The sequence below is a fragment of the Salininema proteolyticum genome (assembly GCF_042685645.1).
Lineage (GTDB): Bacteria > Actinomycetota > Actinomycetes > Mycobacteriales > Micromonosporaceae > Salininema > Salininema proteolyticum.
In genome coordinates this window covers 1,143,272-1,163,623 of sequence record NZ_JBHUNX010000001.1, presented here as the reverse complement: position 1 = coordinate 1,163,623, position 20,352 = coordinate 1,143,272, and the positions used below count along the sequence as shown (strand labels likewise).

The following is a 20,352-nucleotide window of genomic DNA, read 5'->3' as shown; positions in this document are numbered from 1 at the left end:
TCGACCATTGTGCCACCGGGGTACGACAAGCTTCGGGAAGTTCCGCTGGTCGTAGCGCGGGGCTCACCCGATCGCGATGCCGAAGAGGCTGCCGACGCCGTACGTGACCGCCATGGTGAGCAGGCCGACCGACACATTGCGCAGCACCGGCTTCCGCGGTGGCGCCCCGCCCAGCCTCGACGAGCTGTAACCCGTCGCCAGCAGGCCCGCGGCCACCGCCACCGCGCAGCCCCAGACGCGGACGGGCGGGGGCAGGAACAGGATGGTCAGCAGCGGAAGGAGGGCGCCCACCGAGAAGGCCACGAAGGACGAGAGGGCCGCGGCCCACGGATTGACCAGCGCGTGCGGGTCGAGGCCGTACTCCGCCTGGGCGTGAGCCTCGAGGGCGTCGCTGGCGGACAGCTCCGAGGCGACCAGGCGGGCCGTGCCCTCGCTGAGCCCCTTGTCGACATAGGCCTGTGCCAGCTCCCGCTCGGCGGCGCCGGGATCGGTGGAGAGGAGCCGGCCCTCGGTGGCCACCACCTCTTCCTCCGTGTCCCGCTGGGCCGAGACCGAGGCGAACTCGCCGCCGGCCATGGAGAAGGCCCCCGCCACGAGCGTCGCCACCCCGGCCACCGCGATGGCGGTCCGCTCGTTGGTCGCCCCGGCCACGCCGATGACCGTCCCGGCCGTCGACACCACTCCGTCGTTGGCCCCGAGCACTCCGGCGCGGAGCCAGTTGAGGCGACCCGCGAGCCGCGCCATCCCGTCATCACCCATAGTCGCCATTCAACCACGGTGCCCGGGGGCTCCACCGCGACACGCCTTCGAACAGGCCTGCTAATGTACTAGCCAAGCGGCTAGTAACCGAGTACAAGGGAGTTTTCACATGGGCACCTTCGCTCTCACCGGAGCCACCGTCCACCCCGTCACCTCCGAGAAGATCGACGGCGGCACCGTCGTCGTCCAGGACGGCCTCATCACCGCCGTCGGCGGCCCCGACACCCCGGTCCCGGACGGCGTCCCGACCGTCGACGCCTCCGGCAAGCACGTCCTCCCCGGCCTCGTCGACGCCCACACCCACCTCGGCGTCCACGAGGAGGCGACCGGCAACGCCAACTCCGACACCAACGAGATGACCGACCCCGTCACCGCCGACGTGCGGGCCCTCGACGCGATCAACCCGGCCGACATCGGCTTCCGCGACGCGGTCGAGGGCGGCGTCCTCACCGTCGGCATCATGCCCGGATCGGGCAACGTGGTCGGCGGGCAGGCCGTCGCGGTCAACTGCCACGGCCGGACCGTGGAGGAGATGCTCCTCCGCGAGCCGACCGGCATCAAGTCCGCCCTCGGGGAGAACCCCAAGCGGGTCTACGGGGGCAAGGACAAGAAGCCCTCGACCCGCCTGGGCACCGGGGCGATCCTGCGCGGCGCCTTCGTCGAGGCGCAGAACTACCTCGCCAAGCAGGAGCACGAGGAGCACCCCGAGAGGGACCTCAAGCTGGAGGCCATCGGCAAGGTCCTCAAAAGAGAGATCCCCTGGCGCCAGCACTCGCACCGCGCCGACGACATCGCCACCGCCGTCCGGGTCGCCGAGGAGTTCGGCTACCGCCTCGTCGTCGACCACGGCACCGAGGGCCACCTCATCGCCGACATCCTGGCCGAGAAGGGCATCCCCGTGGCCAACGGCCCGCTGATGACCTCCCGCTCCAAGATGGAGCTGCGCAACCGCACCCCCGAGAGCCCCGGGCTGCTGTACAAGGCCGGCGTGGAGGTCTCCATCATCACCGACCACCCCGTCATCCCCATCAACCACCTGATGACGCAGGTCATCGTCGCCATCCGGGCGGGACTGGACCGCGACTACGCGCTCAAGACCGTCACCGTCAACCCCGCGCGGATCATGGGGATCGACGACCGGGTCGGCTCGCTGGAGACCGGCAAGCACGGCACCATCGGCGTGTGGAGCGGCGACCCGCTCGACATCTACTCCACCGTGGAGAGCGCCTACGTCAAGGGCGAGCAGGTCCTCGGCGACTGAACCGAAAATGCCGACCGGCGCCGGGCCCGCATATGGCGGGCCCGGCGCCTCGACTCGTATAAGCGGTTGACCGCGAACACCAACGCGCGCACAATATCCCCACGGCCGCCGCACTCCCGCGCGGTCGTCCCCACCCGCTCGAAGGTTTCCGCGATTTCCCCATGGCCACCGCACTCCCGCTCGGCCTCTCCGCCCTGATCCGCGACACCGAAGCCGGTCGGACCTACCGCCACCTCCGCTTCTGGAGTCACCGGCCCACACATCCGACTCGCCCCGGGCGCCAGTGTCTGAGCCAGTGGCGCCCCTCCCCCTTCACCGAAGACGGGATCACCTACCCCACCGCGGAGCATTACATGATGGCCCGCAAGGCGCGGCTCTTCGGCGACGAGCGCTCCGCTGAGAAGATCCTCGGCAAGGACCACCCCGGAGCCGCGCAGGGCATCGGCCGATCGGTGCGCGGATTCGACGAGCAGACCTGGCGCCGCCACCGGTTCGACATCGTTGTCGACGGCAGCCTCCTCAAATTCCGCCAGAACCGCGCCATGGGCGAGTACCTGGTCGCTACAGGGGACCACGTGCTGGTCGAGGCCAGTCCCATCGACCGGAACTGGGGCATCGGAATGGCCGAGGACGATGAGGGGGTGGACGATCCACGCCGCTGGAGAGGAGCCAACCTCCTCGGTTTCGCCCTCATGGCGGCCCGTGAGGTCCTACTCGCCGAAGGCTTCTCCGGCTGACGCGCGCCCCTTCGCTTCCATAAGGGAATTCACGATCGCACTCCCGATTGTCACCGTGCGGAATTGAATCGCCACTCCAATTCGGAGCCCCGCTATGACCGGCGCAACCGGTTTTTGGAGAGGTACACAACGATCCCGTTGAAACTTACTGTACTGGACGGTACAGTCTTGGACTTATGCCCGAGCTATTTATCAACGGAAGCTGGGTGGACCCGATCGAGCCGTCCACCCGCGCCGTCATCGACCCCGCCAACGCGCAGCCGCTCGCCGAGGTCGCCGAAGCCTCCGCGCAGGACGTGGACGCCGCCGTCGCCGCCGCCCGAGCGGCGTTCGACTCCGGCCCGTGGAGGAGCACGACCGCCGCCGAACGCGGCACCGTCCTCCGCTCCGTCGCCGACGGCCTGCAGGAGAAGAAGTCCGAACTGGTCCGGATCGAGTCCCTCGACACCGGGAAGACCCTCGCCGAGGCCGAGGCCGACGTCGACGACATCACCGCCGTCTTCCGCTACTACGCGGACATGGCCGGAAAAGACGCGGGCCGCATGGTCGACACCGGTGTTCCGAACTCGATCAGCCGTGTGGTCTACGAGCCGATCGGCGTGTGTTCGCTGATCGCGCCGTGGAACTATCCGCTGCTGCAGATGTCGTGGAAGCTGGCGCCTGCTCTGGCGGCGGGTAACACTTGTGTCATCAAGCCTTCGGAGGTGACTCCGCTGGCGACGGTGGAGCTGGTGAAGATCATCGAGGCGGCCGGGGTTCCGGCCGGGGTGGTGAACCTGATGCTGGGCGACGGTCCGGGGGTGGGTGCGCCCATGACGTCCCATAAGGGCGTGGACATGGTGTCGTTCACCGGGGGCCTGGAGACGGGTAAGCGGATCATGGCCACCGCCGCCGCAGACGTGAAGAACATCGCGCTGGAGCTGGGCGGGAAGAACCCGAACGTCGTGTTCGCCGACGCCGACTTCGACACGGCGGTGGACTTCGCGCTGAACGCGGTGTTCTTCCATTCCGGGCAGGTCTGCTCGGCGGGCGCCCGCCTGATCATCGAGGAATCGGTCAAGGACCGCTTCGTCGACGCCGTCGTGGAGCGTGCCGGGAAGATCAAGCTGGGACGCGGCCAGGACGAGGGCGTCGAGGTCGGCCCCATGGTCTCCGAACAGCACCGCGACAAGGTCGAGGGCTATATCCAGTCGGCCCTGGACGAGGGCGCCACACTGCGCTGCGGCGGCAAACGGCCCGAAGGGGACCAGTACCGGGACGGCTATTTCCTGGAGCCGACCGTCTTCGACGACTGCACGAGGGAGATGACCATCGTGCGCGAGGAGGTCTTCGGCCCCGTCCTGTCTGTGGAGACCTTCACGACCGAAGAGGAGGCCGTCGCTCTCGCCAACGACACCGAGTACGGTCTCGCCGGCGGCGTGTGGACCTCGGACGCCTCGCGCGGCCAGCGGGTCGCCGGCGCGCTGCGCCACGGCACGGTGTGGATCAACGACTTCCACCCCTACGTCCCCCAGGCGGAGTGGGGCGGCTTCGGCAAGTCCGGCGTCGGACGCGAGCTGGGGCACCACGGGCTCGACGAGTACCGCGAGGCCAAGCACATCTGGCAGAACACGGCGCCGGAACCCATGCGCTGGTTCCAGGGAGAGGACTGAGACCCATGGCAGTGAAGAAATACGACTACATCGTCGTCGGCGGAGGCTCCGCCGGCTGCGTGCTGGCCAACCGCCTCTCGGAGGACCCGAACAACTCCGTGCTCATGCTGGAGGCCGGCCGTGCCGACTGGATCTGGGACATCTTCATCCACATGCCGGCGGCGCTGACGCAGATCATCGGCAACCCGCTCTACGACTGGCGCTACGAGTCGGAGCCAGAGCCCTATATGGGCGGACGGCGCGTCTACCACGGCCGCGGGAAGGTGCTGGGCGGTTCCTCGTCGATCAACGGCATGATCTTCCAGCGCGGCAACCCGATGGACCTGGAGCGCTGGGCCTCCGACCCGGGCATGGAGACGTGGGACTACGCCCACTGCCTGCCCTACTACAAGCGCATGGAGAACCTCTCGGTCGGCCCTGACGACTGGCGCAGCGACGAGGGCCCGCTCTGGCTGGAGCGCGGCCCCGCCGGGAACCCGCTGTTCAAGGCGTTCCTGAACGCCGCACAGCAGGCCGGCTATCCGATCACGAAGGACGTCAACGGCTTCCAACAGGAGGGCTTCCAGCACTTCGACCGGAACATCAAGAACGGCCGCCGCTGGTCGTCGGCGCGGGCCTACTACCACCCGGTCAAGCACCGTCCGAACCTCAAACTCAAGACCCTCTCGATGGTCACCAAGATCCTCATGAAGGGCAAGAAGGCCGTCGGCGTGCAGTACCGCCAGGCCGGCGTCACCCACACCGCCATGGCCGGCGAGGTCGTCCTCGCGGGCGGCGCGATCAACACGCCGCAGCTGCTCCAGTTGTCGGGCATCGGCGACCCCGAGCACCTGGAGAGCGTCGGCATCAAGGCCCGCCACGAGCTCAAGGGCGTCGGGCAGAACCTCCAGGACCACCTGGAGGTCTACATCCAGCACGCCTGCTCCCAGCCGGTGAGCTACAACCCGATCTACAACCCGCTCTACTATCCGGTCATCGGCGCGCAATGGCTGTGGGGGCAGCGGGGTCCGGCGTCGACCAACCACTTCGAGGCCGGCGGCTTCGTGCGCGGCAACGACGTGGTCGACTACCCGAACCTCATGTTCCACTTCCTGCCGATCGCGGTCCGCTACGACGGCACCAAGGTCGACGCCAAGCACGGCTACCAGATCCACATCGGACCCATGTACTCCGACGTGCGCGGCGATGTGAAGATCAAGTCCGCCGACCCGAAGGAGAAGCCGGCGCTCCGGTTCAACTACCTGTCCACTCCCAACGACCGCAAGGAGTGGATCGAGGCCGTCCGCGTCGGTCGCGAGATCCTCGCCCAGGACGCCTTCAAGGAGTTCGACTCCGGCGAGATCAGCCCCGGACCCTCCGTCGAGACCGACGAGGAGATCCTCGACTGGGTCGCCAAGGACGCCGAGACCGCCTACCACCCCTCCTGCACCGCCAAGATGGGCGTGGGCGAGGACGCGGTGGTCGACCCGACCTCCATGAAGGTCCACGGCCTCGAGGGACTGCGCGTCGTCGACGCCTCCGCCATGCCGTATCTGACCAACGGGAACATCTACGCCCCGGTCATGATGCTCGCCGAGAAGGCATCCGACCTCATTCTCGGCAATACCCCGCTTCCGCCGTCCGAAGTGCCCTACTACCAGCACGATAAGACTGCTGCGGCCGAAGCGAACTGACGGTTGAAAGGCGCCTCCCGACCCGGGAGGCGCCTTTTCCGTCTCCCACCCGGAAAACCGACAAAGGAGCAAATGTGCCCGAAGAACCCAACGATACCGCGACCCGTCCGTCGCGAACTCCCGTGAAGCACACCGTGTTCTGGGGTTCCGCGATCGCGCTCGTGGCCTTCTCCGTCTGGGCGATCGCCGCCCGCGGACAGGCCGAGTACGCGATCGGTGAGATGGTCGGATGGGTCTCCCACTATTTCGGCTGGTATTACATCCTCACCGGCACCCTGGTCTTCGCCTTCGTCATCATCCTCGCCTTCTCCAAGTACGGGAAGGTGAAGCTGGGACCCGACCACTCCAAGCCCGACTTCAGCGTCTTCGCCTGGGCGGCCATGCTCTTCGCCGCCGGCATCGGCGTCGACCTCATGTTCTACTCGGTGGCCGAGCCCGTCACCCAGTACCTGGCGCCGCCGACCGGCGACGCGGAGACGGTCGAGGCGGCCCGCCAGTCGATCGTCTGGACCCTGTTCCACTACGGCCTCACCGGCTGGGCGATGTACACGCTCATGGGCATCGCCCTGGCGTACTTCTCCTTCCGGCACGGCCTGTCGCTGACCATCCGCTCCGCGCTCTACCCGATCTTCGGCAAGCGCGTCGAGGGCGCGGTCGGCGACGCCGTCGACATCGCCGCCGTCCTCGGCACCGTCTTCGGCGTGGCCGTCAGCCTCGGCATCGGCGTCGTCCAACTCAACTTCGGCCTGCACCACTTGTTCGGACTGCCCCAGAACGAGACCATGCAGATCGCGCTGATCGCCGTCGCCGTGCTCATGTCGACCGCCTCGGCCGTGGCCGGCATCGACAAGGGCATCCGGCGCCTCTCGGAGCTCAACGTCATCCTCGCCATCGGCCTGGTCGTCTACATGATGGTCGTCCAGGGCCCGATCGACGCGCTGAACAAGCTCGTGCTCAACGTCGGCGACTACGCCACCCGCTTCGCCACGATGACGCTCGACACCATGGGATACAACAGCGGCGCCGACGAGTGGATGAACGCCTGGACGCTGTTCTTCTGGGCCTGGTGGATCGCCTGGGCGCCGTTCGTCGGCCTGTTCCTCGCGAAGATCTCGCGCGGACGCACCATCCGCCAGTTCGTCGGCGCGGCCATGATCGTGCCGTTCATCTTCACCCTGTTGTTCCTGTCGGTCTTCGGCAACGCGGCCCTCAACCGGGTGCGCGGCGGTGACGCCGCCTTCGGCGAGACGACCATGGCGACCCCCGAACAGGGGTTCTACACTCTGCTGAGCCAGTACCCCGGCGCCACCTTCGTGGCCGGCCTGGCCACCTTCGTGGGCCTGCTGTTCTACGTCACCTCGGCCGACTCCGGCGCCATCGTGCTGGGCAACTTCACCTCGAAGCTCAGCGACCCTACCAAGGACGCCTCCAAGTGGATGCGCGTCTTCTGGTCGGTCGTGCTCGGCCTGCTGACGATCGCCATGCTGTGGGTCAACGGAGTGACCGCCCTGCAGAACGCCACCGTGGTCATGGGCCTGCCGTTCTCGTTCGTCCTCTACCTGGTCGCCTACGGGCTGTGGAAGGCGCTGCGGGTCGAGACCTACCGCGCCGAGGCTAAGAAGGCGTCGCTGCACGCGTTCCTCTCCGAACGCTCCACCGAGGCCAAGGGGCCGGAACGCTCCTGGCGCAGCCGTATCGGGCGGGCCATGAGCTGCCCGTCGCGCAAGCAGGTCGAGCGCTACATCGAGACGACCGCCCTTCCCGCCTTCGAGTCCGTCTCAAAGGAGCTGGAGGGCCAGGGCGTCGAGGTCGCGCTGCACCGTGTCGACTTGGAGGACGGCTCGCCGTACCTGGAACTCCAGGTGGGCATGGGCACCGAGCAGTACTTCACCTACGCGCTGCTCGGGGAGGCCGCCCAGAAGCCGTCCTTCGCGGCCCGGACCGTGTCCGAGTCCGACGAGTACTGGCGCCTGACCGTCCAGCTCTCCGAGGGGCACATGGACTACGACGTCATGGGCTATACCTCGACGCAGCTGATCAGCGACGTGCTCGACCACTACGAGAACCACCTCGAGTTCCTCCGCCTCTCGCGCGAGGCTCCGGGCAGTTCTCCCATCCCGCAGGACAACTCGGGATTCGGGGAGCCCGACCTCCCCGGACAGGCCGAGGCCAGGGACGACGAGACCGTCTCCTAGGCGCTCCGCGCTGAATTGAACGGCCCCGACGCCGCGGCGTCGGGGCCGTTTCCGTACAGCGACCGATCTCTGGGATGCATTATTGCGAATTCTTCGATACAGTGTGGCCACCGAGAACCAAAGAAAGGACAACCCCATGAAACGACCGGTGATCCGAAAGACCGCCACGGCGCTCGCCACCGCCACTGCGGGCGTAGCGGCGTCCCTGCTCCTCGCCGGAAGCGCCGCCGCCTTCTCTCCGAGTGCTTCGTCCCCCGCAGCCGCGGACGGGCCGTCCGCCGCCACCAGTGACGTCGGCGCGCAGGCCCATCTCGCCGGACCCTTCGGCAGCAAATCGGACTGCCGCTACAACGAGGGCGTCACCGCCGGCAAGGGATACACCATCGTGATGAGCTGCTCGCAGATGAGCGGCGGCTGGTACTTCAGCTTCCGCTGAACCGCACCGTGAATCGGGGCGGCGCCGTGAACGGCGCCGCCCCGGTCTTCGTTCAATTCGCTGCGGGTGCCCGACGACTCACTGCCGGGCGATCGCGTCGGCGACCTCGTCGCGGAACTGCGTCAGGTCTTCGATCCGGGTTCCGTCGACGAACGCGGCCGGCGTCCCGTTCACGGACTCGAAGGCGTGCTCGGTCGCCTCGGCGACCCATCCGTTGTAGCGCCCTTCTTCGACGCAGACTTCGAAGCCCGAGAGCTCCATGCCCTGGGCCAGGGAGATGAACTGCTCGGCGTCGAACTTCACGCCGGCGCCCTCGGGCGGCTGGTTCTCCATCAGCTTTCCGGCGTACTCGGAGAAGGCCCCCTGCCCGCCCCCGTCGTAGGCGCAGATCGCGGCGTTGGCCGCGCCCGTGGAGAATCCGTTGTTCTTGTCGTCGAGGAACGCCATGGGGTGCACCTTCAGCGTGATGTCCCCCTGATCCGTCCAGTCGGCGAGCGCGCCGCCGTCGGACTGCTCGAAGCCGCGGCAGGGCGGGCAGCCGTAGTCCACGTACACGTCCACCTCGGTCGCGCCTTCGCCGAGCACCACGGCGTAGTCCTCGGTGCGAGCCTCGGGCTCCATCACTTCGCCCGAACCCCCTTCCGAGGCGCCCCCGCCGGATTCGTCGGCGGCGGACGAGTCACCGTCGGCGCTCAGGAGGTAGTAGGCGCCGAAGCCTCCGCCGACCGCCAGGACCAGTGCCAGGGAGAGCGCCACCCACAGCCCGGCGTTCGACTTCCGAGGCGGGGGCGCGCCGTAGCCCTGCGGCTGGGCGTACTGCCCGTAACCCTGTTGCGGCCCGTAGGGACCGTTTCCCGGTTGCTGGTAGGTCACTGCGTCTCCTCGCCTTCCTTGTACGCGTGTATCACTATTGAATACGGTGGCGCCGCTCGCGGCGCCACCGGCCCCGGAGGGAGGAGGTCAGCGGGCCCTGGCCTCCAGTTCGGAGGCGGCCGCGGTGGCGGTCGTCAGCTTCGCCGCGGCCTCGGCGGGGGTGTTCCCGGCGAGTCCGCAGGCGGGAGAGAGGATCAGCTGGCGGTGCAGGCGCTCCTCGCCGAACCCGAGGACGTTCCACAGGTCGTGCAGGTTTCTCAGGACGGCGGCGGTGCGCTCGTCGGGCGGTCCGGAGTAGTCGCCGACGACTCCGGCGACGAGGGTCCTGCCGTCGTCGAGGTACTCGCCGAGGCGGTCGTAGCCGCGGGGCGTCCGGAACTCCGGGAGCGTGAGGTCGACGGCGGCGACCGCTCCGGCGTCGGTGGCGAGGGATAGGTCGAACTCCGGTGCGCAGCAGTGGATCACGGTGTCCACGTCGACGGTCGCGATGAGGTCGCGCAGCTGCCTGGTGACGGTGTCGCGTTCGACGGGCCGGTAGAAGCCGAACTCGGATTCGGTGCGCACGCGTCCGGCCAGCACCGCGGGCAGCCGGGGTTCGTCCAGCTGGAGGCTCCAGCGTCCTCCGGGGACGCGGTCGCGAAGCTTGCCGATCAGTCGTTTCAGTCCTTCGGCCAGGGATTGCGCCAGGTCGGCGGCCGCTCCCTCGTCGGCGAGCATGGCTCCGCCCCTGCGCCGCCACACGTTGGCCGCGAGGGTCCACGGGCCGGTCGCAGTGAGCCGGACCGGCCCCGTGTAACCGTCGCCGACCTCGCCGAAGGCGTCGATGTCGCGTTCCAGGTAGTCGATGGCGCGCTGGAGGTCGAGGCCGGGCCGGTCGGCGATCTCCCAGTCGCTGCCCCACCGCTGGACGGGCAGGTCGACCAGGATCGCCGCCCCGCGTCCGATCATGTCGGCCCCGACGCCCCGGGCGGGCAGTTCGGGGACGTGCGGCCAGCCGAGCTCGCCGAGGACGAGGCGGGAGGCCTCGAACGGGTCGGTGCCGGGAAGGGATCCTATCCCGGTGGAGGTTCCGGTGGGAATCTCAGACACTGGCCAGGGTCTCCGCGGCGTCGATGGTCCCCGAGGCGAGGACGGCGTCGCCCTCCTCGGAGGGGTCGTAGACGACGAGGGTCTGTCCGGTGGCCACGCCGTAGGCCGGCTCGTCGAGAGTGGCGACGAGCTTGCCGTCCTCGGCGGTCACGGTGGCGGGGAGGACCGATCCGTGGGCGCGAAGCTGCACCTGGGCCCGGAACGGTTCGGTACGCTCCGGGGAAAGCCAGACGGGCGCGCCGGTGGTGATGCGGTCGATGCGCAGCGCCTCGCGCGGACCGACCTCGACGCGGTTGTCGACCGGTGTGATGGACAGGACGTAGCGGGGCTTGCCGTCGGCGGCGGGGCGTTCGAGGCCCAGGCCGTGGCGCTGGCCGATGGTGTACTGGTGCGCTCCGTCGTGGGTGCCGAGGACCTCGCCGGAGGAGGAGTCGACGATCTCGCCCTCGCTGGTTCCCAGCTTGCGCTTGAGGAAGCCGGAGGTGTCCCCGTCGGAGATGAAGCAGATGTCGTGGCTGTCGGGCTTGCGGGCGACGGCCAGGTCGCGGCGCTCGGCCTCGTCGCGGATGTCGGACTTATGGGTGTCGCCGAGCGGGAACACGGAGTGCGCCAGCTGCTTCGGGGTGAGGACGGCGAGGACGTAGGACTGGTCCTTGCCGGGGTCGACGGCGCGGCGCAGGAGCCCGTCGGAGCCCTTGCGGGCGTAGTGCCCGGTGACGACGGCGTCGAAGCCCAGGGCGATGGCGCGGTCGAGCACGGCGGCGAACTTGATCTTCTCGTTGCACCGCAGGCACGGGTTGGGTGTGCGGCCGGCGGCGTACTCGCTGTAGAAGTCCTCGACGACGTCCTCGTGGAAGCGTTCGGACATGTCCCAGACGTAGAAGGGTATGCCGATGACGTCCGCGGCGCGGCGCGCGTCGCGGGAGTCCTCGACGGTGCAGCAGCCCCTGGCTCCGGTCCGGTAGGTCTGCGGGTTCTTCGAGAGCGCCAGGTGGACGCCGGTCACGTCGTGCCCGGCCTCTACGGCGCGGGCGGCGGCGACGGCTGAGTCCACTCCTCCGCTCATGGCGGCCAATACTCGCATCAGTCCAGCATAACGCGCGGGTTCAGGTGAGGCCCGCGGAGCGAGCGCGTTTCACAGCGTCGGGCAGGGCGGCAAGGAGGGCGTCGACGTCCTCCTGTGTGGTGGACCAGCCGAGGCTGAACCGCAGGGAGGAGCGTGCGGTGTCCTCGCTGCGGCCCATGGCGAGGAGGACGTGGCTGGGCTGGGCGACTCCGGCGGAGCAGGCCGATCCGGTGGCGCATTCCACTCCGGCGGCGTCGAGGAGCATGAGGAGCGCGTCTCCCTCGCAGCCGGGGAAGGAGAGGTGGGCGTTGCCGGGCAGCCGGCGGTCGGGGTCGCCGTTGAGGACGGCTTCGGGGACGGCTTCGCGGACGCGGGCGATGAGCTGGTCGCGCAGGGCGGTCAGGCGGCGGGCCTCGGCCTCCAGTTCGGCGGTGGCGGTCTCGACGGCCTTGGTCAGCGCGCGGATCCCGGCGACGTCGAGGGTGGAGGAGCGGATGTCTCGTTCCTGGCCGCCGCCGTGGAGGAGGGCGGTGACGGGGGTGGCCTTCTTGATGAGGAGCGCTCCGGTCCCGGTGGGGCCGCCGAGTTTGTGGCCGGAGAGGGTGAGGGCGGTCAGTCCGGTGGCGGCGAAGTCGACGGGGAGGTGCCCGACGGCCTGGATGGCGTCGGCGTGGACGGGGACGCCGTGCCTCTCGGCGGCGGCTACGACCGGCCCGAGGTCCTGGACGGTGCCGACCTCGTTGTTGGCCATCATGGTGGAGACGACGGTGACGGTCTCGCCCTCTTCGTCCAGCAGCCGGGTGAGGTCGTCGGCGAGGAGGTGCCCCTCGTCGGTCACGCCGATCTCGGTGGTGCGGGCGGATTCGTGGTCGGCCAGCCAGTGGACGACGTCGGAGACGGCGTGGTGCTCGAAGGCGGTGGAGACGACGTGGTCGCGCTCCGCGGTGCGCCGGGCCCAGTGGAGTCCCTTGACGGCCAGGTTGTTGGCCTCGGTGCCCGATCCGGTGAAGACGATCTCGGAGGGCTTGGCGCCCAGGGCCTCTCCCAGGCTCTCGCGGGCCTCTTCGACCATGCGGCGGGCCTCGCGGCCGGCGCGGTGGAGGGAGGAGGCGTTGCCGAGGTGGCGGGCGGCCTCGACGTAGGCGTCGAGGGCCTCGGGCCGCATGGGCGTGGTGGCGGCGTGGTCGAGATAGGCCATGGCGTTCCCTTCTCTTCCTAGTAGTCGCCGAGGACGGTGTTGCGGAGCGGTTCTCCCGCGTGGAGCCGGCGGATCTGGTCGCCGACCGGAATGTACTCGCGTTCGAGGAGGTCGTCGGTGGAGCCGCCGATGTGCGGGGTGATGGTCACCCCGGGGACGTCCCACAGCGGGTGTCCGGCGGGGAGCGGCTCGGGGTCGGTGACGTCCAGGAAGGCGCGGACCCGTCCGCCCTCGGCGACCAGGGCGTCGGTGTCCACCACGGGGCCGCGGGCGGCGTTGACGAGGAGGGAGCCGTCCCTCATGAGGGAGAGGAACCGGGCGTCGACCATGCCGCGGGTCTGGTCGGTGAGCGGGACGGTGAGGGCGACGACGTCGGCCTCGGGAAGGAGCTCGTCGAGTTCGGCGATCGCGTGGACGCCCTCGCGGGCCTTGCGGGCCACGCGGGTGACGTGCGCTCCGAGCGTCTCGAGGACGCGAGCGGTGTGCTCGCCGATGTCCCCCGCCCCGACGACGAGGACCCTTCGGTTCGTGACCGTCGGGGTGGAGTGCTTGCGCCACTCGTGGCGGTCCTGGTCGCGGACGGAGTCGGCGAAGCGGCGCATGTCGGCGAGAATGGCGCCGACGGTCCACTCGGCGGTGACGCCGGTGTGGGTTCCCTTGGCGTTGCAGAGGACCACGCCGTCGGGCACCTTGCCGACCCACACCTCGGCGCCGGCGCTGAGGAGCTGGACGACCTTGAGTCCCGAGAATTCTCTGAGAATCCGGGGAACGTCGCCGCCGGCCAGGAAGGGCGGCACCCAGAAGTCGACGGAAGCGGGATCCGAGGGAGGGGAGTCACCGGCCCGGTACACTTCGACGACCGTGTCGTCGGGGAGTTCTCCCAGGTAGTCGCGACCCTTGGTATGCGGAATCCAGACCTTCACGGATCCGATGGTACTCGCCGTTCCGGAGCGCCGACGGCGCCGAGGGGCGGCGCGGTCCGGAACACCACGTCGGCCTCCATCCTCTACCCTTGACACATGCGCCGCGCCCTTTTGACCGCATCCGCCACATCCGTACTCATGCTGGCCTCCTGCTCGTTCGGCAGCCCTCCCCCGCCGGAGGCCGGGCAGCCCCCGAAACTGCCCACCCCGTCGGGCGATCCGGAGCTGGAGGCGTCGGCCATGATCGCCGAGGCGGCCGTGGGCGTCGACCAGCCGTGGGACATGGACTTCCTCCCCGACGGCACGGCCCTGTTCACCGAGCGGGAGAGCGCGCGGCTGATGTCGATCCCCTTCAACGAGGAGGACAACACGACCGGCGACCCGGCCGAGGAGCTGGCGGTCGAGGACGTCGCGACCGAGGGCACCCAGGGCCTGCTGGGACTGGCCGTCTCCCCCGACTTCGAGGACGACGAGACGGTCTTCCTCTACTACTCGACGGACTCGGACAACCGGGTGGCCGCGTGGGAGTACGGCTCCGGCGACCAGCCCGAGCCGATCCTGACGGGCATTCCCACCGGCGTGCAGCTCAACGGGGGAGCGCTCGAGTTCGACGAGGAGGGTCTGCTGTGGGTGGGCACCGGCGACGCCTCCTACCTCAGCGAGGCCCAGGCGGAGGACTCCCTGGGCGGCAAGATCCTCCGGGTCACCACTGACGGCGAGCCGGCCCCCGGCAACCCGGACCCCGACTCCCCCGTCTACTCCAGCGGCCACCGCAGCGTGAATGCCATCGCCTTCCGCGAGAGCGACTCCGAGCCCGTCGCCATCGACTCCAGCCCCAACGTGGACGACTACGTCGTGCAGGTCCGCGCCGGAGCCAACTACGGCTGGCCGCGCTTGGAGGAGGAGTTCGACTCCGACTCCTACTCTCCCCCGATCGGGCGACGCGAACCCCAGATCGGCGAGTGCTCCGGGTCGGTCTTCCTCGGCGAGCTGCTCGCCTCGACCTGCCTGCGCGGACAGCGCCTGTGGCTCGCGGAGCCCAACGCCTCCGGGTCGGAGTTGGAGGATGTCACGGAACTGTTCATGAACGAGTTCGGTCAACTACGATCTATAGCCATGGGACCCGATGGGCTGCTGTGGGTCGGCACCTACAACCGTGGCGACCAGTGCAACAGCGAAGTCGGATGCTATCCGCAGGAAGAGGACGACCGGATCCTGCGGATCTCCCTGCCCGGGCACACCAGCGGAATAGGACTGACTTAATTGAAGCGACTCGCCTTGGCCAGAGGGTGGATCCGCGCTAGGCGCTGGACGCGGCGGCACAGGACGTCCCTCAGACGAACCGCCGTGGCCGTGGCCGTCGTCGCCCTGGCGGTCGTCTCGGCGGCCGTGGCCACGGCCGCCTTCAGCCCCACCCAGGCCCAGATCGGGCCGTTCGCGACGACCGTCGGAATGCACCCCGAGCTCGGCGGCGGGACCAAGGTGGAACTCGCCCCGCTGGGCAACGCGCGCTTCGAAAGCCACAGCGGGCCGCTGGGCCTGACGGTCTCCCTCGACTCCGTCGACCCCGAGAGCGCCCAGACCCTGGTCACCGACCCCGACGGGATATCCACGGTCACCAGGGACATCGAGGGCGAGCTGACCGCCGCGGTCAAGACCGCCGTCACCGCCGGGCTGGCCGGGTCGCTGGCGCTCGGGCTGCTCCTCGGCGGCGTCGTCTTCCGCGACCGCAGGCGCGCCCTCGCCACCGGAGGCCTGGCCGTGGCGGTGACGCTCGCGGCGGTGCTCAACGCCGCCGGGACGGTCAGGCCCGAGTCGATCTCGGAGCCGACCTTCGACGGTTCCCTCGTCTACGTGCCCGGCATCGTCGGCGACGTCCAGTCACTCTCGGACAACTACGACGAGCAGCTGGCGAACCTGCAGAAGTTCGTCACCAACGTCTCCGGCCTCTACGCCACGGCCACCCGCCTGCCCATGGGGCAGATCGACGACGACTCCGTGCGCGTCCTCCACGTCTCCGACCTCCACCTCAACCCGCTGGCGTGGCAGCTGATCGAGACGGTCACCGAGCAGTTCGACATCGACGTCGTCGTCGACACCGGCGACATCTCCGACTACGGCAGCGAGCGCGAGGCCGAGGTCTACACCAAGGGCGTGGAGAACGTCGACGCCCCCTACCTGTGGGTCAAGGGCAACCACGACTCGACCACCACCCAGGCGGTCATGGGCACCTACGGGAACGTCACCGTCCTGGACGACGACGTCGTGGAGGTCGCCGGGCTGCGGTTCGGCGGAGTCGCCGACCCGCGCTTCACGCCCGACAAGTCCGCCAAGCCCTCCAGCGAGTACACGCAGCAGATCCTGCTGGAGTCGGGCGACCGCCTGGCCGAGCTGATCCGCCGCCAGGGCGGCGCGGACGTGGCCATGGTCCACGAACCGCAGATGGCGCCGCCCCTGGCCGGCGAGGTGCCCCTCGTCCTGGCCGGGCACACGCACCGGTCGGCGGTGCAGGACCTGGGCGACGGCACGACGCTGATGATCACCGGTTCGACCGGCGCGGCGGGGCTGCGGAACTTCGAGTCCTCCGACCCGATGAACATGGAGCTGGAGGTGCTCTACTTCGACCCCGAGTCCAAGGCCATGCGCGCCTACGACACGATCTCGGTCAGCGCCCGCGACCAGACGGACATCTCGCTGAAGCGGACCGTCGTCCCCGAGGACGACCGCGTGGCGCGCACCGACTTGACCGACGGAGACGGCGAGGGCGATTGACCGACCGGTGGACGGCTCTTGAATACCGGTTGAAATATCCTGCCCGCGTTCGGGAAACCGTGCGCGGTCGGCTTAGTCTTAACGGGTGGACCTTTTGGCGGCGGTGATCGGAGAGGACGCGCTCGTGCGCGGCGCGTTGGCCGACGGCCTGCGCGCGAAGGGGTACGGCGCGGTGGAGGCCGGGGCGGCCGAGCCGGCGCGGGCCCTGGACGAGCGCCCGGACATCGTCGTGCTCGTCCTCGGGTCGAGCGACTTCGAGTCCTTGGAGGCGGTGGCCCGCCTGCGGTCGGCCGTCGACGTGCCGCTGGTGGTGGCGACGGCGCGCGCCGAGGAGGCGTTCATCGTGACGGCCCTGGAGCTGGGCGCCGACGACTATGTCGTGAAGCCCTACAGCATGGGGCAGTTGGACGCCCGTCTGCGGGCGATCCTGCGGCGCTCGCGGCGCCGCGCGGTCTGAGTGAGCCGGTCTCACGACTGAGTTAGCCCGTCTCGCGGACGAGGAAGCCGTCGAGGCGGGAGGCCACGTCGCTGATCTCCTCTTGGGCCTCGACGTCGGTGACGCGGTCGGGCCAGTGGGCGAGGACGACCACGATCCACTCCCCTTCGACGATCCCGGCGGTGTTGAGCCAGCGGCGGTCGAGGTCGCAGCACGACCATCCCTGTTTGACGGCCCAGTCGCGGTCGGCGAGCCCGTCGGGGATGCCGAAATGCTGGTAGTAGCCGTCGGCGCCGTGGTCGGTCGTGGCGGCCATGCCCGTCAGGACCGGGTCGGCCAGCTCCGGTTCGGCCTCCCGGAGGAGGTGTTCGAGCATGCGGCGGACGTCGTCGGCCGTCGTGGGCGAGTGCCCCCACCAGGACGGGTCTTGGGGCCCCGCGGTCGATTCCATGCCGATGCGGTCGGCCCAGTCCCCTATGATCCCGGGGCCTCCGTACCGGCCCCAGAGCGCGTTGGCGGCCTCGTCGTCGCTGCGGGCGATGAGCTCCGCCATGTCCTCGGCGGCGGCGCCGTCCCCGAGGGCGGTCAGGGCCATGGGGATCTTGGCGAGGGAGTGCATGCGGAAGGCCTCGTCGGCCCGGTGCGAGTAGACCGTCCTGCCGGCGGAGGCGTCGTAGACGGTGATGCCCCAGGTGGCCTCGGACTCCGCCAGGAACTCTCTCAGCGAAGGCCCTTCGTGCGCTTCGTCCGCGGCGGGCTCGGCGGATCCGGCTTCTCCCCCGGACTCCGCCGGGGTCCGGGCGGCGCCGGAGGAAGCGAGGAGGGCCGTGCAGAGCAGGGCGGTCAGGAAGAGGGGGACGCCCTGTCGGGCGCTCATGCCGGGGGTGGACATTCCTCCATTATCGGGGGCTCGTATGTGAATTGGGCGGCGCGGACGTCACCGTCCGGTAACAATGTTCGCCGTTGCCCGTTGGGGCGCAGGGTGATCAGAGCCTGCACCGCCCAGTGGTCGGAGGGCGTGTCCTTGCCTTGGGCGTAGGTGTTCACCCCCGCCTTCTCGACGGCCGCGTCGCCGCTGACGAGGATCCAGTCGATGCGGGCGCCCTCCTCGGTCGGTTCGGGGCGCCATCCGTTGTGGGTGCGCCATTCGGGGGTGAGGCGGATCTTGGCGGTGTCCCACGAGTCCTCGAGCCGGCCGCGGGTGACGACCTCGTGCGGGGCGGAGTCGGGTCCGCAGTTGAAGTCTCCGGTGACCACCACGGGCGTGTCGGCGCGCCGGGCCGTGGCGGCTATGGCGTCCGCGCTGCGCCTCCGGGCCGGGACGGAGCCGTTGTCCAGGTGGGTGTTGACCACCAGGAGGGCCCGTCCGGTGGAGCGGTCGGTGAGGGGCACCTCGGTGGTCATGCGGGGAAGCCTGTTGCCCCAGGTGCGCGAGCCGACGACGGTCGGGGTGTCGGAGAGCCAGGCGAAGCGCGGGCGCCCGCCGCTGAAGCGGTTCTTGAGCCAGAGGACGGGCACGGCCTCGTCGTTGCGGCGGTGGGACCGGGGCTTGACGGCGACGGCATAGTCGGGGAAGGCGCGGGCCAGCGACCGCACCTGCCGGGGGCGCGCTTCCTGAAGGGCGAGGATGTCGGGTCTCTCGGCCGCGATGAGGCGGCGCACCAGGCGGGAGCGCCACCACCACTGGCGGCGCAGGCGCGGCCATTCCCTGACGTAGGCGAAGGGCACGGAGCGGCGGAGGTTGAACGTCATGACGTGGATGTCGGGAGGGGAAGAGGGCCCGATGAGCCGCTGGGGAAGGGGGCGGCCTCGAAGAATAGGCGAGGCTTCGGAGGAGGTGAGCGCCTCCGAAGCCCCCGTTGCCCTATATCCAGAACTTAGCATAGCCTAACCTAACCAGAGGGGCAAGGGCGGGTCCGGATTTTCCGTGCGCCCGCCGCGCCCCGGCCGGATCACCAGCGCAGGATCGCGCCGACGCCCCCGGTCCCCTCCGGCAGGCCGCCGTTGCCGGCCAGGACGGCGACCTCCGCGTCGGTGGCTATGGCGCGCTCGATCATCTGCTCGCCGAGCTCCGCCTGCGCCGCCGCCTCGGACTGGTCCTCGTCCTCCAGGGCGACCTGCTCGGCCAGGACCGTCCCCGGGGCGATCGTCTGCCCGCTCCATACCGTGTCGCGCTCCAGGTAGAGCTTTTCGACGCGCTTCTCCAGCAGGGCGTTGAGCACTTCCTCGGCGCCCGAGGCCTTGCGCGAGGGCTTCTCCCTGAACTCCTCGATCCGCCGGTCGTCCCGGCGGCGGCGCGCCTCGGCGAGTTCTCCCGCCACCGCCTCGCCGACCTGGGGCGCGGTGAAGTTCCCGAGAACGAGCTTGGAGGGGACCACGGTCGCCTTGACGGAGCCCTTGCCCAGGTGTTTGGCCGTGGCCTCGACGAGGTCGGGCTCCCCGGTGACGACGAGGAACTCCCAGCCGTAGGTCTCCACGTACTCCGACAGGCGCGTGTGCGCCGCCGCGAGGAACCTCTGCAGGTGCTCGGCGACCTTGTAGTCGAACAGGTCGGTCTGCGAGTTCGAGCTCTGCCCGCTCTGCCCGCCTCCGACGCTGCGGGCCTTGGACGGGCCCTGGAGACGGCGCCATTCACCGGTGTCCAGGACGAACTCCAGGTCGTCGACGTCCTCGGCGATCCCGAAGCGGTAGTCGACGACTCGCAGGCCCTTGCCGTCGACGAGCACGACGCCGGAGGGGGAGCCCTCCGCCCAGGCGCCGATCATGGGGCTCAGGTGGGCCCTCGGGGCGAGGGCGATGCGGTCGGTGAGGGCGTTCTGCATCTCGACGGCGAAGTCCCTGCCGTCGCTGAGGGTCACGAAGAGGGCCCGCCCGCGTCCGGGCGAGGAGGGGCGAACCAGCCTCTCCAGGTCGAGACTCCGTTCGTCCAGCCGTTTGACCAGGAGTTTCCGGGTGTGGTTGTCGCTGGCCTCGACGAGCTTCTTGAGCCCGTGCTCCAGCCGGACCGCCCAGGGCGGCTGGCTCGCCTCCTGCTTGGGGTCGGCGTTGACGTAGAGGGAGAGGACTCCCGCGTCGTCCTGGAGAGAGATGAGACTCCTGCGCGTCTCAGCGTCCATTGGCATGTGATGCCTCCTCGAAAGCGCCTGGCGTGCGCGGTCGCTGCCCCGTCGGGGATGTGCCGGACGGCGCCGCCGCGGGCGGGCCGTCCCCGTGCGGTTATCGTAGGACGGCGCGGACCCCGGCGGGTAGGTTTCCCGTGCTTTGACGTCTAGGGCCGGTGTC

18 protein-coding genes are annotated in these 20,352 nt (G+C 69.6%); 9 read left to right on the top strand and 9 right to left on the bottom strand.

The features are described from left to right. Nucleotides 1-63 precede the first annotated feature (63 nt). Nucleotides 64-768 (bottom strand): VIT1/CCC1 transporter family protein, encoded by a 705-nt coding sequence (locus tag ACFTE1_RS05495; protein WP_380625091.1) that lies wholly within the window; start codon nucleotides 766-768, stop codon nucleotides 64-66. Between the two features lie 100 nt (nucleotides 769-868). Between ACFTE1_RS05495 and ACFTE1_RS05490 the strand changes: the two genes are divergently transcribed. The 6 genes from ACFTE1_RS05490 to ACFTE1_RS05465 all read left to right on the top strand — a co-directional run bounded on the left by ACFTE1_RS05490 (nucleotide 869) and on the right by ACFTE1_RS05465 (nucleotide 8,713). Beyond that, nucleotides 869-2,020, top strand: a complete 1,152-nt coding sequence (locus ACFTE1_RS05490) for an amidohydrolase (protein WP_380625089.1) — start codon at nucleotides 869-871, stop codon at nucleotides 2,018-2,020. Between the two features lie 161 nt (nucleotides 2,021-2,181). Beyond that, complete coding sequence (locus ACFTE1_RS05485; RefSeq protein ID WP_380625087.1) at nucleotides 2,182-2,757, top strand: NADAR family protein; 576 nt, start codon at nucleotides 2,182-2,184, stop codon at nucleotides 2,755-2,757. Between the two features lie 176 nt (nucleotides 2,758-2,933). Continuing rightward, on the top strand, nucleotides 2,934-4,409 hold the full coding sequence (locus tag ACFTE1_RS05480) for an aldehyde dehydrogenase family protein (RefSeq protein ID WP_380762622.1): 1,476 nt from the start codon (nucleotides 2,934-2,936) through the stop codon (nucleotides 4,407-4,409). Between the two features lie 5 nt (nucleotides 4,410-4,414). Continuing rightward, nucleotides 4,415-6,082 carry a choline dehydrogenase gene (betA, locus tag ACFTE1_RS05475; RefSeq protein ID WP_380762620.1) on the top strand — a complete coding sequence of 556 codons (1,668 nt, stop codon included), beginning with the start codon at nucleotides 4,415-4,417 and terminating at the stop codon, nucleotides 6,080-6,082. A 74-nt stretch (nucleotides 6,083-6,156) separates the two neighbouring features. After that, nucleotides 6,157-8,277 carry a choline BCCT transporter BetT gene (betT, locus tag ACFTE1_RS05470; protein WP_380618285.1) on the top strand — a complete coding sequence of 707 codons (2,121 nt, stop codon included), beginning with the start codon at nucleotides 6,157-6,159 and terminating at the stop codon, nucleotides 8,275-8,277. A 136-nt stretch (nucleotides 8,278-8,413) separates the two neighbouring features. After that, nucleotides 8,414-8,713 carry a hypothetical protein gene (locus ACFTE1_RS05465; protein ID WP_380618284.1) on the top strand — a complete coding sequence of 100 codons (300 nt, stop codon included), beginning with the start codon at nucleotides 8,414-8,416 and terminating at the stop codon, nucleotides 8,711-8,713. Nucleotides 8,714-8,791: 78 nt separating this feature from the next. Here the strand turns inward: ACFTE1_RS05465 and ACFTE1_RS05460 are convergent, their stop codons facing one another. The 5 genes from ACFTE1_RS05460 to ACFTE1_RS05440 all read right to left on the bottom strand — a co-directional run bounded on the left by ACFTE1_RS05460 (nucleotide 8,792) and on the right by ACFTE1_RS05440 (nucleotide 13,862). After that, nucleotides 8,792-9,586 carry a DsbA family protein gene (locus tag ACFTE1_RS05460; protein ID WP_380618283.1) on the bottom strand — a complete coding sequence of 265 codons (795 nt, stop codon included), beginning with the start codon at nucleotides 9,584-9,586 and terminating at the stop codon, nucleotides 8,792-8,794. 87 nt (nucleotides 9,587-9,673) lie between these two features. Continuing rightward, complete coding sequence (locus tag ACFTE1_RS05455) at nucleotides 9,674-10,675, bottom strand: methionine synthase (protein ID WP_380618282.1); 1,002 nt, start codon at nucleotides 10,673-10,675, stop codon at nucleotides 9,674-9,676. After that, the gene (mnmA, locus tag ACFTE1_RS05450) at nucleotides 10,668-11,759 is read right to left on the bottom strand and encodes a tRNA 2-thiouridine(34) synthase MnmA (RefSeq protein WP_380618281.1); all 1,092 of its coding nucleotides are present in this window, start codon (nucleotides 11,757-11,759) and stop codon (nucleotides 10,668-10,670) included. The genes ACFTE1_RS05455 and mnmA overlap by 8 nt, the downstream gene beginning before the upstream one ends. Before the next feature lie 22 nt (nucleotides 11,760-11,781). Continuing rightward, complete coding sequence (locus ACFTE1_RS05445) at nucleotides 11,782-12,939, bottom strand: cysteine desulfurase family protein (protein ID WP_380618279.1); 1,158 nt, start codon at nucleotides 12,937-12,939, stop codon at nucleotides 11,782-11,784. 17 nt (nucleotides 12,940-12,956) lie between these two features. After that, nucleotides 12,957-13,862, bottom strand: coding sequence for a 2-hydroxyacid dehydrogenase (locus ACFTE1_RS05440; protein WP_380618278.1), 906 nt, complete (start codon nucleotides 13,860-13,862; stop codon nucleotides 12,957-12,959). A gap of 96 nt (nucleotides 13,863-13,958) precedes the next feature. Between ACFTE1_RS05440 and ACFTE1_RS05435 the strand changes: the two genes are divergently transcribed. The 3 genes from ACFTE1_RS05435 to ACFTE1_RS05425 all read left to right on the top strand — a co-directional run bounded on the left by ACFTE1_RS05435 (nucleotide 13,959) and on the right by ACFTE1_RS05425 (nucleotide 17,091). Next, a complete protein-coding gene (locus tag ACFTE1_RS05435; protein WP_380618277.1) occupies nucleotides 13,959-15,125 on the top strand; it encodes a PQQ-dependent sugar dehydrogenase in 1,167 nt (388 codons plus the stop codon). Beyond that, nucleotides 15,126-16,634: a metallophosphoesterase family protein gene (locus ACFTE1_RS05430; protein ID WP_380762616.1), complete on the top strand. Its 1,509-nt coding sequence runs from the start codon at nucleotides 15,126-15,128 to the stop codon at nucleotides 16,632-16,634. It abuts the gene before it with no gap. 85 nt (nucleotides 16,635-16,719) lie between these two features. Further along, nucleotides 16,720-17,091 carry a response regulator gene (locus ACFTE1_RS05425; protein ID WP_380618274.1) on the top strand — a complete coding sequence of 124 codons (372 nt, stop codon included), beginning with the start codon at nucleotides 16,720-16,722 and terminating at the stop codon, nucleotides 17,089-17,091. A 22-nt stretch (nucleotides 17,092-17,113) separates the two neighbouring features. Here ACFTE1_RS05425 and ACFTE1_RS05420 read toward each other — a convergent pair whose 3' ends face one another. From ACFTE1_RS05420 to ACFTE1_RS05410, 3 genes are all read right to left on the bottom strand, one after another. Beyond that, nucleotides 17,114-17,962, bottom strand: a complete 849-nt coding sequence (locus ACFTE1_RS05420; protein WP_380762613.1) for a serine hydrolase — start codon at nucleotides 17,960-17,962, stop codon at nucleotides 17,114-17,116. Next, a complete protein-coding gene (locus ACFTE1_RS05415; RefSeq protein WP_380618271.1) occupies nucleotides 17,944-18,822 on the bottom strand; it encodes an endonuclease/exonuclease/phosphatase family protein in 879 nt (292 codons plus the stop codon). Before ACFTE1_RS05415 ends, ACFTE1_RS05420 begins: the two co-directional genes overlap by 19 nt. Nucleotides 18,823-19,022: 200 nt before the next feature. Then, complete coding sequence (locus tag ACFTE1_RS05410) at nucleotides 19,023-20,192, bottom strand: VLRF1 family aeRF1-type release factor (RefSeq protein ID WP_380618269.1); 1,170 nt, start codon at nucleotides 20,190-20,192, stop codon at nucleotides 19,023-19,025. Nucleotides 20,193-20,352: the final 160 nt, after the last annotated feature.

What these genes read in the sequence shown, in the direction of transcription:
- ACFTE1_RS05410 (WP_380618269.1), bottom strand. Translation starts at nt 20,192, where the DNA reads ATGCCAATGGACGCTGAGACGCGCAGGAGTCTCATCTCTCTCCAGGAC.
- betA (WP_380762620.1), top strand. Translation starts at nt 4,415, where the DNA reads ATGGCAGTGAAGAAATACGACTACATCGTCGTCGGCGGAGGCTCCGCC.
- mnmA (WP_380618281.1), bottom strand. Translation starts at nt 11,759, where the DNA reads ATGCGAGTATTGGCCGCCATGAGCGGAGGAGTGGACTCAGCCGTCGCC.
- ACFTE1_RS05445 (WP_380618279.1), bottom strand. Translation starts at nt 12,939, where the DNA reads ATGGCCTATCTCGACCACGCCGCCACCACGCCCATGCGGCCCGAGGCC.
- ACFTE1_RS05480 (WP_380762622.1), top strand. Translation starts at nt 2,934, where the DNA reads ATGCCCGAGCTATTTATCAACGGAAGCTGGGTGGACCCGATCGAGCCG.
- ACFTE1_RS05465 (WP_380618284.1), top strand. Translation starts at nt 8,414, where the DNA reads ATGAAACGACCGGTGATCCGAAAGACCGCCACGGCGCTCGCCACCGCC.
- ACFTE1_RS05420 (WP_380762613.1), bottom strand. Translation starts at nt 17,962, where the DNA reads ATGTCCACCCCCGGCATGAGCGCCCGACAGGGCGTCCCCCTCTTCCTG.
- ACFTE1_RS05490 (WP_380625089.1), top strand. Translation starts at nt 869, where the DNA reads ATGGGCACCTTCGCTCTCACCGGAGCCACCGTCCACCCCGTCACCTCC.
- ACFTE1_RS05435 (WP_380618277.1), top strand. Translation starts at nt 13,959, where the DNA reads ATGCGCCGCGCCCTTTTGACCGCATCCGCCACATCCGTACTCATGCTG.
- ACFTE1_RS05495 (WP_380625091.1), bottom strand. Translation starts at nt 768, where the DNA reads ATGGCGACTATGGGTGATGACGGGATGGCGCGGCTCGCGGGTCGCCTC.
- ACFTE1_RS05415 (WP_380618271.1), bottom strand. Translation starts at nt 18,822, where the DNA reads ATGACGTTCAACCTCCGCCGCTCCGTGCCCTTCGCCTACGTCAGGGAA.
- ACFTE1_RS05485 (WP_380625087.1), top strand. Translation starts at nt 2,182, where the DNA reads ATGGCCACCGCACTCCCGCTCGGCCTCTCCGCCCTGATCCGCGACACC.